12 protein-coding genes are annotated in these 11,752 nt (G+C 39.4%); 5 read left to right on the top strand and 7 right to left on the bottom strand.

The annotated features are described in order from the left end of the window. Positions 1–60: 60 nt before the first annotated feature. The 3 genes from QOL76_RS06375 to htpG all read right to left on the bottom strand — a co-directional run bounded on the left by QOL76_RS06375 (position 61) and on the right by htpG (position 3,707). Positions 61–477, bottom strand: a complete 417-nt coding sequence (locus QOL76_RS06375; protein ID WP_283412200.1) for an RrF2 family transcriptional regulator — start codon at positions 475–477, stop codon at positions 61–63. A gap of 330 nt (positions 478–807) precedes the next feature. Beyond that, the gene (locus QOL76_RS06370; RefSeq protein WP_283412199.1) at positions 808–1,443 is read right to left on the bottom strand and encodes a hypothetical protein; all 636 of its coding nucleotides are present in this window, start codon (positions 1,441–1,443) and stop codon (positions 808–810) included. A 377-nt stretch (positions 1,444–1,820) separates the two neighbouring features. Continuing rightward, positions 1,821–3,707, bottom strand: coding sequence for a molecular chaperone HtpG (gene htpG, locus QOL76_RS06365; protein WP_283412198.1), 1,887 nt, complete (start codon positions 3,705–3,707; stop codon positions 1,821–1,823). Between the two features lie 176 nt (positions 3,708–3,883). Between htpG and QOL76_RS06360 the strand changes: the two genes are divergently transcribed. Continuing rightward, on the top strand, positions 3,884–4,549 hold the full coding sequence (locus tag QOL76_RS06360; protein WP_283412197.1) for a heme exporter protein CcmB: 666 nt from the start codon (positions 3,884–3,886) through the stop codon (positions 4,547–4,549). Positions 4,550–4,588: 39 nt separating this feature from the next. Here QOL76_RS06360 and vapC read toward each other — a convergent pair whose 3' ends face one another. Together vapC and QOL76_RS06350 are read right to left on the bottom strand one after the other, a co-directional pair. Continuing rightward, positions 4,589–4,981 carry a type II toxin-antitoxin system VapC family toxin gene (gene vapC, locus QOL76_RS06355; RefSeq protein ID WP_283412196.1) on the bottom strand — a complete coding sequence of 131 codons (393 nt, stop codon included), beginning with the start codon at positions 4,979–4,981 and terminating at the stop codon, positions 4,589–4,591. Further along, a complete protein-coding gene (locus QOL76_RS06350; protein ID WP_283412195.1) occupies positions 4,978–5,172 on the bottom strand; it encodes a type II toxin-antitoxin system VapB family antitoxin in 195 nt (64 codons plus the stop codon). The genes vapC and QOL76_RS06350 overlap by 4 nt, the downstream gene beginning before the upstream one ends. A 219-nt stretch (positions 5,173–5,391) precedes the next feature. Between QOL76_RS06350 and ccsA (QOL76_RS06345) the strand changes: the two genes are divergently transcribed. The 4 genes from ccsA (QOL76_RS06345) (at position 5,392) to ccsA (QOL76_RS06330) (ending at position 9,382) form a co-directional block, all read left to right on the top strand. Beyond that, on the top strand, positions 5,392–6,066 hold the full coding sequence (gene ccsA / locus QOL76_RS06345; protein ID WP_283412194.1) for a cytochrome c biogenesis protein CcsA: 675 nt from the start codon (positions 5,392–5,394) through the stop codon (positions 6,064–6,066). A gap of 94 nt (positions 6,067–6,160) precedes the next feature. Beyond that, entirely contained in the window at positions 6,161–6,403 is a 243-nt protein-coding gene (locus QOL76_RS06340; RefSeq protein ID WP_283412193.1) for a CcmD family protein, read from the top strand. 12 nt (positions 6,404–6,415) lie between these two features. Further along, positions 6,416–6,832, top strand: coding sequence for a cytochrome c maturation protein CcmE domain-containing protein (locus tag QOL76_RS06335; RefSeq protein WP_283412192.1), 417 nt, complete (start codon positions 6,416–6,418; stop codon positions 6,830–6,832). A 27-nt stretch (positions 6,833–6,859) separates the two neighbouring features. Beyond that, positions 6,860–9,382 carry a cytochrome c biogenesis protein CcsA gene (gene ccsA / locus QOL76_RS06330; protein WP_283412191.1) on the top strand — a complete coding sequence of 841 codons (2,523 nt, stop codon included), beginning with the start codon at positions 6,860–6,862 and terminating at the stop codon, positions 9,380–9,382. 96 nt (positions 9,383–9,478) lie between these two features. Here the strand turns inward: ccsA (QOL76_RS06330) and QOL76_RS06325 are convergent, their stop codons facing one another. Together QOL76_RS06325 and lptB are read right to left on the bottom strand one after the other, a co-directional pair. Further along, positions 9,479–11,014: a GH3 auxin-responsive promoter family protein gene (locus QOL76_RS06325; protein ID WP_283412190.1), complete on the bottom strand. Its 1,536-nt coding sequence runs from the start codon at positions 11,012–11,014 to the stop codon at positions 9,479–9,481. Then, positions 11,014–11,751, bottom strand: a complete 738-nt coding sequence (lptB, locus tag QOL76_RS06320; RefSeq protein WP_283412189.1) for an LPS export ABC transporter ATP-binding protein — start codon at positions 11,749–11,751, stop codon at positions 11,014–11,016. Before lptB ends, QOL76_RS06325 begins: the two co-directional genes overlap by 1 nt. Between the last annotated feature and the right edge of the window lies 1 nt (position 11,752).

Genomic DNA, 11,752 nt, shown 5'->3' with positions numbered 1-11,752 from the left:
GCGTAAAGCACAAAAGTATATAAACCCTATAAAATATATAGGGTTTATGGTAAAAAAATTTTACTCCTCGTTCAAAATATCCTCTAAGGTTTTGTTTTCCAGTATTTTAAGAGTCTCGTCTCTCACTTGAATCATCACCCGATTTATCCCACAAACTGCCTCATTTTTGCACTCATCGCATGGTTCGTAGTAGTTTAAACTCACACAAGGAAGTAAAGCAATTGGGCCATCCAATAAGCGGATCACCCGCGAAAGCGGAATATCTTTGGGTTCCTTGATTAAGTAATAGCCTCCGCCTTTTCCTTTTTTACTTCCGAGCATTCCTGCTTTTTTGAGTTCCAAAAGGATATTCTCCAAAAACTTATGGGAAATCCCATGCTCTTCGGCAATCTCCTGAATAAGAACTGTCTTCTCATCTTTGTGTCTTCCAAGATAAGTCAGGGCATGTAGGGCGTATTTGGTCTTTTTAGAAAGCATAGATCAAAAATACTCTTTTTCGTGGAATACCCTAGTACCGTACTAGGCTTTAATAAATATGGCAAAAAAAACGGGTATGAAACCATACCCGTTTTAATATTTATAAATAATAGCTTGTTCTTAAAGCAATTCCACACTTCTCTTTACAAAAGCAGTAACCATTTTATAAAAATCTCCCTAGGATCAAAGCTAAGAATAAGATAACTAGAGAAATGGAAAGAAATGAAACCTTCTTTTTTTCCTTTTTTCTTTCATACAGCTGAATTGACGAAAGAATCAATCCAATTATAAAAAGTATCAACTTAAAATTTTCCCAATTCATATACTCAATCATAACCAACCCATACAGTCTGAAAAGTCATATACAGCCAAGGTAGTTCCAATAACCCCCAGACTCCTACCAACCACCTTCCGGATTGCCTTTCTGATTGCTGCCTTTTTCATTTTTTTGTTTGCTCCACCTTCCAGAACAGCGAAAACAGCGGATATGCCTACTGCATCAGCTAAGCAACCTCCAATTGTATCTGATTGAGCAAGTGCAGAACTTATTCCAAATAAACTGGAATAGTATATATCAGATTCATCTAAAAAATAAATCAACCTATTTTGAGCCAATTCTTCTTCCAGAAGAACAATTACTTGTGCTGTCAATGAAATATCAGGTGAATCGAGGCTACCAAATTCTTCAATGATCTCTTGGTCAGAAAATCCGTAATAGTACAAAATATTAGTTGCCACAGGTCTGATTTCTCCTTCTAATACCATAGCAAGCTCTTCTTGATTCAAACGGGAAACATTACTTACATTATTTGACGCCATAATTTCATTGCGTGCTACACTAATGCTTCTTTTAAAAGTATCAAACAATTCTAACCTTTTTCTTTCATCCATTGACGACTCAAATTCTACTTCTTCTGAGATTGAATAAAAGAAAATGATAGAATGAAGGTCACGTAAATTCCACAAATAACAAATGTTTTTCTTAGTTCGTTTAACATAGACTCATTGATTAAAAATTACAAAGATTGATTAAAAAGTCCTCAGCGCCTTAAACCTGAACTAAACATACCCCCCCCATTTATAAAACCAAATTTTAGTTTAAAAATATTTTAGAGTTTTAGTTAACCAGCTGATAATCAGCAATTTTATTTTTAGTTCACAGTATAATGATATTCATAACCTATTATAGTTCAATTAATTAACAAAAACACAAAACCGGTTTTAAACTGCATAGTTTTAAGTTTGAAAAATCAATACAACAAAAAATCCCCGAGCTTCTCGGGGATTTTTAGATAATCAAACTCTCCAAGGGTTCAAAACCTTTGGAGATTTGCCGGTATCTATTATAACAATTCCACACTTCTCTTCACAAATGCAGTCAGGTCTTTACCAGTAAGCAAGCCTTGGGAAAGAAGTGCCAGATCAAATGACTGTTTAGCTATTTTGATCTTTTCTTCTTCAGTCGTTGCTTTCAGGACTTTGTCCACTACAGGGTGATTTCCGTTCACCGCTACTTTGTAAGCGTCAGGAAGAGAACCGTAGAAGCCCATTCCTCCTCCACCAGTCGCGGCCATTTCCTTCATTCTTCTCATAAATTCCTCCATGGTGATTGTCACTGGAAGTTCCTCAGGACTCAAGCCTTCCACTTCTACCGAGTAAGTCTTGTTGTTGATCGCTTTATCGAAGATTTCCTTCACTTCCTTGCTCTGATCTTCAGTTAGCAAGTTGGCGTAAGTTTCATCTTTCTGGATCAGCTTCTCAGCCACATCAGCATCCACACGCTTGAGTTGCGTTTTCTCCAGTTTGGATTCTAAGTTTTGGATAAAGTGACTGTCAATCGGTGAATCCATCACCAAGACATCGTAGTCTTTCTTATTGGCAGATTGGATAAATCCATCCTGCTTTTCCAAATCAGTTGCATACAAAATGACCGTTTGCTCATTCTTGTCTGTTTGATTTGGCTTTATTTTAGACTGGTATTCTTCGATAGTGAAGAATTCGCCATTTGTATTTTTAAGTAATGCGAAGTCTTTCCCTTTCTCGTAAAATTTCTCCTCAGAGATCATTCCGTATTTCACGAAAAGTCCGATATCCCCCCATTTTTGCTCGTAAGCCGTTCTGTCTTTTTTATAAAGCTCAGCAAGCTTATCCGCTACTTTCTTCGTGATGTACGAGTTGATTTTTTTCACGTTGCTATCCGCCTGCAAGAAGCTTCGGGATACGTTCAGTGGAATATCCGGAGAGTCAATCACCCCATGAAGCAACATCAGGAACTCAGGAACGATGTCTTTCACTTCGTCTGTGATAAACACTTGACGGCTGAATAATTTGATCTTGTTTCGCTGAAGTTCGAATTCGTTTTTCACTTTCGGGAAATACAACACCCCCGTCAAGTTGAATGGATAATCCACATTCAGGTGAATCCAGAAAAGTGGATCCTCGGACATTGGATACAGCTCCTTGTAAAATTTAAGGTAATCCTCATCAGTCAGATCACTTGGAGACTTAGTCCAGATCGGAGCAGTAGTATTAATAAAGTTGTCAACTTCTACTGACTTCCATTTCTTCTCGCCTTTGTCATCCACTCCATCTTCTACAGATTCGGTTTTAGTACCAAATTTGATCGGAACAGGAAGGAACTTCGCGTACTTGTCCAAAATTCCCTGAAGCTTCCATTTGTCCAGGAATTCCTCAGAATCTTTATTGATATGAAGGGTAATAGTCGTCCCGCGCTCTTTTCTCTTTCCTTTGGAAATTTCGAAAGAGGTAGAACCATCACAAGTCCACTTAGCAGCTTCTGCTCCTTCTTGGTATGAAAGTGTATCAATTTCTACAGTATCAGCGACCATAAATGCCGAATAGAAACCTAAACCAAACTTACCGATGATCTCATTGGCATCTTTAGCGTCTTTGAATTTCTCGACAAATTCCTCTGCTCCGGAGAATGCCACCTGGTTGATATACTTTTTAATCTCCTCAGCAGTCATCCCAAGACCATGGTCAGAGATGGTAATGGTTTTCTTTTTCTCATCGAAACTTACTTCCACCGTAGTGTCACCAAGTTCGCCTGTGTACTGACCTAATGTCGCTAAACGCTTAATTTTTTGAGTCGCATCGACAGCGTTAGAAACGAGTTCTCTTAGAAAAATCTCGTTATCAGAATAGAGAAACTTCTTGATAATCGGGAAAATGTTCTCGGTATGGATCGAGATCGTGCCTTTTTCCTGCATGGCTATAAATTAGTTTAGTTAAACACAATGTTTGTCGGGCTCAGAATTGCAACTGTTGTTCCAAAGGAGAATTGATGTCAATTTGGCAGAAACGAAAGTCAGAAATCAAAAGTGAAAAATCTGAAATTTCACGATTTTAGATTTCTCACTTCATACTTCTGACTTACCTTTGGGCGATGTGGAAAGAAATCTCAGTTCTGATTAGCAAGGAAGTCACCTTAGAGTGGCGACAGAAATTCGCGCTGAATGGGATTTTGCTTTATGTGGTTTCGGCAGTTTTTATCACGTATTTAAGTGTAGGAGCTAGAGAGGGGAATATTTCAGAACCCACTTGGAATGCCTTGTATTGGATCATTATTCTGTTTTCTGCTGTGAATGCAGTTGCCAAAAGCTTTGTCCAGGAGCATCAAGGTCGCCAACTCTATTACTATATGATTGCTTCTCCTGAATCAATCATCCTTTCTAAAATAATCTATAATACCGGTCTAACTCTCATACTAGCACTTCTGGGCTATGGAGTTTTTTCAGTGATCTTGGGAAATCCAGTTCAGGACCAAGGCTTATTTATCCTGAATTTAGTTTTGGGTGCTTTAGGCTTTTCAGCAAGTTTGACGATGGTTAGTGGAATTGCTTCCAAAGCAGGGAATAATGCAACGCTAATGGCGATTCTTAGTTTTCCAGTAATTATCCCGATTTTGCTTATGGCCATCCGCATTTCCAAAAATGCGATGGACGGATTAGATTGGAGTGTAAGTATGGATTATCTTTTTACACTTTTAGCGATCAATGCGATAGTTGCCGTGACAGGATATATTCTGTTTCCTTATTTGTGGAGATCGTAGTCTTCGCTATTGGAAATTCATCATTCATTATTTAAAATTTCAAAAAATCGACTTCAACCCAAGATAAGCCACAAAAGGTTCAAAATCTTTGTCGTTGTGTAAAAGCTCAATTTCGTTTTTTATACAAAAGGTAGCAATGACAGAATCAATAGTTTTTCGCACAGTAACTCCTTTTTTTCTTAAAAGTCTAAAATGTACGGCCGTTTCAACCGCTAACTCTTTTCCTCCAAAATGGAAGAAATGCAGGTCTTCAAAAATATCTAATGCTTCTGAAAAGCTTTTATCAGAAGTAAAACCCTGGAGAACCTCAGTCATAATCAAATCGCCCGTGCATATAATTTCTGTTCCTAGTGACCTATCTAAAAAATCTGTTTGCACATTCTCTTGCCCGTTGAAGTAATCTATCCAAACAGAAGAATCCACCAAAATCATGAATCGATTCTCATTTTATCCAAATCACCTTCCCACTTCATTTTTCCGCGAAACTCTTTGATTCGTTTCTGCTTTTTCAACCTAAGAATTAACCGCAAACCTTCTTCTACAGTGGCCTTTTTTGTAGTCAAACCAGAAGCCTTCATGGCCTCATCCATTAACTTTTCATCTATTTCAATATTCGTTCTCATAATGTGTACGATTTCACTAAATATACACATAAAAATAATTTTACTGTCAAGCATTAATTCTTTCCAGAGAAAGTCTGAGATAAATAAGAATGCTTGAAGTTCTGTAGATCTCGTAAATCGTAAATCTAATATCCTAAATCCCCTCAAAAGACTTCACAAAAAGCAGCGTTTTCAGGAACTTATGACTTATTTTTGCGCTTGAATTAGCAAAAATGCCCTATGCGCCAATCCTGGTGGAAAATTCTTGCAATCGCCCTGCTGCTGTACACGCTAATCGCAGGCTTGCTGATGGAAGCACCTCGACTTCCTATCCTCAACGAAACAATCCGTGCTCTTCACTTCCACGTGACCATGTGGTTTGGAATGATCCTGATGCTGGTGATCTCAGTGTACTACAGCATCAAGTATCTCCGAACTAATGACATTAGAAATGATGATTTGGCTATAGAATTCACCAACTCAGCAATTCTTTTTGGAGTTTTGGGAATAGTAACCGGAATGCTCTGGGCAAAATTTACCTGGGGAGATTACTGGAGTAGCGATCCCAAGCAAAATGCTGCGGCCATTGGGATACTAATGTATTTCGCATATTTAGTGTTAAGAAATTCTCTTTCTGATTCTCAGCAGAGAGCTAGAATCGGAGCCATCTATAACATTTTCGCATTCGCTGCTTTTATTCCCCTTATCTTCGTATTACCAAGACTAACAGACAGTTTGCACCCAGGAAATGGTGGAAACCCCGGCTTCAATGCGTATGATTTGGATTCCAAACTTCGTGTAGTGTTTTATCCGGCGATTATCGGATGGACACTTTTAGGTAGCTGGATCGCAACTGTACGCGTCAGAATGCGTAGGGTGGAAAGGACAATTGAAGACAGAATGATTAATTCCTGATTGATGAAATCGAGCATGATAGGAACAAGACAAGTAGGAATGATAATAAACCATGCGAGATTCCATGTGGCCAATTCAAATCAATAATAAACACATGAAAAAATTATTAACTATAGCTCTTTTGGTTTTCAGTCTTTCTGCTTTGGCACAAGAGAAAATTCCTGTCACAGAAGCTGACTACTCAAATAATTCAGTGGAAATGGCAGACGTCATGCGCTCCAACGGCAAAATTTATGTTCTTGTGGGTGTGATAGTGATAATCTTTGCAGGAATCACTGTTTATCTAATCAGCACTGACCGCAAGATCAGTAAGCTTGAAAAAAATCTTCATTCCTAAAATTCAATAAAGATGAAAACAGGACATATAATAGGATTAGGAATTATTGCAGTTGCCATTGTAATCATCATGACTTCTATAGGTGATGCAAGTAGCTACGAAAGCTTCACCACTGCTAAAGAAATGAAGCAGGACGGAAACGACAAAGCTATCCATGTCGTAGGTCAGCTGAAAAAAGACGCGAGTGGAGAAGTCACTGGATTAAATGTAAGAGAAGACAAGGTTTCTTTCACTTTCATGTTGGTTGACAACGAAGGAGTGGAGCAGGAAGTGTTTTACAATGAGCCAGTACCTGCGGATTTTACCCGTTCAGAATCTGTGGTAGTAATTGGTTCTTATAAGAATGATGAAATCTTTATTGCCGATAAGATCCTAATGAAATGCCCTTCCAAATACCAAGAAACTGAAGTTCAGTCGGCAGGAATGTGAGTTAAGCTCAGTTAGAATAACAAATCCATGATCAATACCTTTATCGGTAATCTTGGCCACTTCATGACCATAGTGGCCTTTGTCAGTGCACTGACTACCGCATACGCTTACATTCAGTATTTCCAAGCTAACGAACTAGAGAAAGCCAGTTGGAGAAGATTCAGCAGAATCAGCTTTGGAGTTCACGGCATCTCTGCTGTGATGATTGCTTTTTCACTTTTTGAGATCATCTACAATCACCGATTTGAGTATTTTTATGCGTATTCCCACAGTTCTGAAGCGCTCCCAGTTCACTACATGATTTCCAGCTTCTGGGAGGGTCAAGAGGGTGCTTTTATTCTTTGGATCTTTTGGAATGTAGTCTTAGGAACCATCCTTATTTTCACTAATAAATTCTGGGAAGCTCCTGTAATGGTGGTTTTTGCACTAGTTCAGGCATTCTTGGTTTCCATGATTTTGGGCGTGGTGATTGGTGATTTGAAAATCGGTAGTTCTCCTTTCATTCTCTTGAGAGATGCTACTCAGGCGCCGATTTTCCAGATGAATCCTGATTTCGTTCCTGAAGACGGAACAGGCTTAAATCCGCTTTTGCAAAATATCTGGATGGTGATTCACCCGCCAACCTTATTCTTAGGATATGCTTCTACTTTGGTTCCCTTCGCCTTTTTGATGGGTGGATTGGTGACCAAAAAATACTCTGAATGGATTCGTCCAGCTTTACCATGGGCAATTTTCTCTGCCATGATTTTAGGTATGGGCATTATTATGGGTGCTTATTGGGCCTATGTCACCCTGAACTTTGGAGGCTATTGGAACTGGGACCCAGTGGAAAATGCGGTATATGTACCATGGCTAATCTTAGTGGCATCCATTCACACGATGATCACTTATAAGAAAAGTGCAACTGCGCTGAAGACTTCCATTGTCTTGGTGATCATGACTTTCATTTTGGTACTTTATGCCACTTTCCTAGTGAGATCAGGTGTATTGGGAGATGCTTCAGTTCACTCATTCACCGACCTTGGGCTTTCTGGTCAGTTACTAATTTATATGCTATTTTTCCTTGTGGTAGCAGTGGTTCTTTGCGTGATTCATTGGAAAAATATTCCTACTTCAGAAAAAGAAGCCTCTGTTTACTCCCGTGAATTCTGGGTGTTTATCGGTGCAACAACGCTTGCCTTGATGGCGTTTCAGGTAATTCTTCCTACTTCTATTCCTGCATGGAATGCGATGGTGGAAAGCTTTGGAGGCATTTCCAATATGGCTCCCCCAGCCGATCAGATTGAGTTTTATACAAAATTCCAACTTTGGTTTGCCGTGGCTCTAGCTATGCTTACTGCTGTTGGTCAGTTTTTCTGGTGGCAAAAAATGGATAAGAAAGCACTAAAAGACGCGCTTTTGACTCCTTACATCATTTCGGTTTTACTTTCTGCAGCGATTATAGTCTTGGCGAAAGTTTTTGATTGGCAATACATGATCATCGTACTTGCCGGTACATTTACGATCACTGCCAATTCGGTGATTTTAGCCAAAATCCTAAAGAAATCAACTTTCAAATTAGCAGGTGGTTCTTTGGCACATATTGGTTTGGGTATGATTCTAATAGGTATCATGTTTAGCTCTGGGTATTCAGATACCATTTCTATAAATATGTCAGGCTTGACTTATAGTAATAGTTGGGAAGATGAATTGAATAAGGAGCATGTGTTGCTTTGGATCAATAAACCAACTCAGATGAAGGACTATACAGTGATCTACCGTGGTCGTCAGAAGAAGGTAAAAGGTATCTCAGAATATGTTCCTGCCAAGATTTTGGAACCAACAGGTAAAGTAAATGAAGCCCTCGCTTTGGAGGATTATAAAGATTACTTCAAGAAAGGCGATAAAGTAGACATCGTCTTGGAAGAAAATGACTACTTCCAGATCGAATATTATCAAAACGAAGTACTGAAGTTTTCGCTTAGCCCAATGTCTCAGTTCAATGAAGGCATGGGGGGATTGATTTCGTCCCCAGCGTCTAGGATCTTTATAGACAAGGATCTTTATACGTATGTGGCTGCCATGAATGATTCTGAGGATCCGGATTGGAAAGAAGATGAGGTTTATGAAGTTGCTCCAGGTGAGCAGTTCCACATCGCAGATTATGTTACCTACTTTGACGGAGCTGATGTCCTGAAGGAATTGGATGGATATGTGCTGCAAGAAGGCGACGTAGCAGTACGAGCGAATCTTCGAATTCTTGATTACGACGTAGAGAAATCGATTCAGCCAACATTCATTATCAGAAACAACCAAGTTGGGAAGCTACCAGTAGTAGATAATGAGCTTGGGATCAAAGTAAGTCTTGAAAACATCTTGCCTGAGGAAAATAAGTTTGTCTTCAAGGTCAATCAATATCAAAAAGACTATGTGGTAATGAAGGCTATAGTGAAGCCTTATATCAATATCCTTTGGATAGGAACAATCATTATGCTTGCTGGATTCACCGTAGCTATCTTCAGAAGATTTGATGAGTTTAAAAAGATGCGGGATAAAGGAATGGAGGTTTAAATTCTGAAAGCTAAATGCTAAAAGCTGAAAGTTTATAAATGAAGCCCGGCGAGATTAATCGTCGGGCTTCGTTGTTCTAGGCTAACTAGAAAAGTACTACTGTGCTTCTGCGCTTTGAATCATTTCCAAAAGCTCGTCAAGGTATTCTCTGGAATTAGACAATCTAGGCACTTTATGTTGACCTCCGAGTTTACCTCGTTTCCGCATCCACTTCTCAAATAAGCCATGTGGAGCATGATGGATGATTGGTTCTATCAATGCCAGGCCTTTATGGCGCTTGGCATCGTAGTCAGAATTTATTTCTCGTAAATGCTCATCCACTAATCTGTTAAACTCATTTGGATCAGCAGGTTCTTTTTGAAATTCCACAACCCATTCATGAGCCCCCTTTGATCCAGAACCATCAAAATAAACTGGAGCAGCTGTGAAATTAGAAATCATAGCATCTGTATGCTCAGCGGCGAATTGGATCGCTTTTTCGGCATTTTCCACAATCACTTCCTCGCCAAATGCATTAATGAAATGACGTGTCCGTCCTGAAATTCTAAATCGATAAGGTGAGGTGGAAGTGAATTTCACCGTATCACCAATTTTATATCGCCAAAGTCCACCGTTAGTAGTTATCACTAAAGCATAATTCTTACCAACTTCTACTTGAGACAAAGGAATCACTTCTGGATTTTCATTATCCCACTCTTCCATGGAAATAAATTCATAGAAAATCCCATAATCCAACAACAGTAATAACTCATCAGAATCTTTCTGATCCTGAATCCCAAAAAATCCTTCCGAAGCATTATAGGTTTCCATATAACGCATCTTTTCTGAAGGAATAAGCTCCTTGAAAAGACTTCTATATGGCCCAAAAGCAACCGCACCGTGGAAGAAAATCTCAAGATTTGGCCAAACTTCTGTAATGTTCTTGGCTTTCTTGAGCTCCAAGACTTTTTGCAAAAGAACAATAGTCCAAGTAGGAACTCCAGCCATGCACGTCACATCTTCATCCATGGTTTCGCGAGCCATTTTTTCAATCTTGGCTTCCCATTCTCCCATCAAAGCAGTTTCCTTGGATGGAGTTCGGACAAAATACGACCAAAATGGTAGGTTCTCCATGATCACCGCAGAGATGTCTCCAGCTCTTGCAGTTCCTTGAGGATTCAGTGGGTTGTTATCAAGAGTTCCACCTATGGTTAATGTCTTTCCGGCAAACATTCTGGAGTCAGGATAATTGGCCATGTAAAGCGCCACCATGTCCTTTCCTCCTTTATAATGACATTCTTCCAGGCTTTCATGTGTCACTGGAATGTACTTGCTACGACTTGCAGTTGTTCCCGAGGACTTAGCAAACCATTCTATTTCCCGATTCCATATCACATTATCCTTACCTTCCATCGTCTTATCGATGAATGGCTTGAAGCTATCGTAGTTTCTTATAGGTACTCTGCGTGCAAAATCTGCATAGGACTTTATCTCCGAAAATCGATGCTCAACTCCAAAATCTGTATTTTTTCCAGCTTCCAAAAGCTCCTTAAAAATTGCCTCCTGAACAGCAATTGGATTGTGCTTGAAATTTTCGATTTGACCAAGACGACTCCTAAAAATCCAGGTCATAAAGGAATTCAGAACCGCCATTAATTAAAAACTTTTCGTTTCAACTCGAAATTAGATCCTAAATACACTTTTCTCACTTGCTCATCGGCGGCAAGTTCTTCCGCCGTTCCAGCCTTTAGCAACTTACCTTCAAACATTAAGTATGCTCTATCAGTGATGGACAAAGTCTCATTCACATTGTGATCAGTGATCAAAATACCAATATTTTTGGTTTTTAGCTTTGCAACGATAGTCTGGATTTCCTCCACAGCAATGGGATCCACACCTGCAAAAGGCTCATCCAACAGCACAAATTTCGGGTCAACAGCCAATGCTCTAGCGATCTCAGTTCTTCTTCTTTCACCTCCGGAAAGTACCATTCCCAAATTTTTGCGTACGTGAGTTAAGCTGAATTCCTCCAGAAGGCTCTCTACTTTTTCTTTGCGTTGTTGCTTTGGCATTTTGGTCATTTCCAAGACAGCCATGATATTTTCTTCTACCGAAAGTTTACGAAAAACCGACGCTTCCTGAGCCAAATATCCTATTCCCTGCTTTGCTCTGCGGTACATAGGAAGACTCGTGATATCATCATTTTCGAGAAAAATTTTGCCTTCATTCGGCTGAATCAAGCCTACAATCATGTAAAATGAAGTGGTTTTTCCAGCACCATTAGGTCCTAAAAGTCCTACAATTTCACCTTGACTAACTTCCACAGAGATGTCATTCACCACCCGGCGACCTTTGTAGATTTTTACTAAATGTTCGGCACGAAGAATCATA

Origin of the sequence: Algoriphagus winogradskyi (assembly GCF_900182815.1) — a bacterium.
GTDB classification, from domain to species: domain Bacteria; phylum Bacteroidota; class Bacteroidia; order Cytophagales; family Cyclobacteriaceae; genus Algoriphagus; species Algoriphagus winogradskyi.
This window is presented reverse-complemented; position numbering and strand designations above follow the sequence as displayed.

What these genes read in the sequence shown, in the direction of transcription:
- QOL76_RS06375 (WP_283412200.1), bottom strand. Translation starts at nt 477, where the DNA reads ATGCTTTCTAAAAAGACCAAATACGCCCTACATGCCCTGACTTATCTT.
- htpG (WP_283412198.1), bottom strand. Translation starts at nt 3,707, where the DNA reads ATGCAGGAAAAAGGCACGATCTCGATCCATACCGAGAACATTTTCCCG.
- QOL76_RS06360 (WP_283412197.1), top strand. Translation starts at nt 3,884, where the DNA reads ATGTGGAAAGAAATCTCAGTTCTGATTAGCAAGGAAGTCACCTTAGAG.
- vapC (WP_283412196.1), bottom strand. Translation starts at nt 4,981, where the DNA reads ATGATTTTGGTGGATTCTTCTGTTTGGATAGATTACTTCAACGGGCAA.
- QOL76_RS06350 (WP_283412195.1), bottom strand. Translation starts at nt 5,172, where the DNA reads ATGAGAACGAATATTGAAATAGATGAAAAGTTAATGGATGAGGCCATG.
- ccsA (WP_283412194.1), top strand. Translation starts at nt 5,392, where the DNA reads ATGCGCCAATCCTGGTGGAAAATTCTTGCAATCGCCCTGCTGCTGTAC.
- QOL76_RS06340 (WP_283412193.1), top strand. Translation starts at nt 6,161, where the DNA reads ATGAAAAAATTATTAACTATAGCTCTTTTGGTTTTCAGTCTTTCTGCT.
- QOL76_RS06335 (WP_283412192.1), top strand. Translation starts at nt 6,416, where the DNA reads ATGAAAACAGGACATATAATAGGATTAGGAATTATTGCAGTTGCCATT.
- ccsA (WP_283412191.1), top strand. Translation starts at nt 6,860, where the DNA reads ATGATCAATACCTTTATCGGTAATCTTGGCCACTTCATGACCATAGTG.
- QOL76_RS06325 (WP_283412190.1), bottom strand. Translation starts at nt 11,014, where the DNA reads ATGGCGGTTCTGAATTCCTTTATGACCTGGATTTTTAGGAGTCGTCTT.
- lptB (WP_283412189.1), bottom strand. Translation starts at nt 11,751, where the DNA reads ATGATTCTTCGTGCCGAACATTTAGTAAAAATCTACAAAGGTCGCCGG.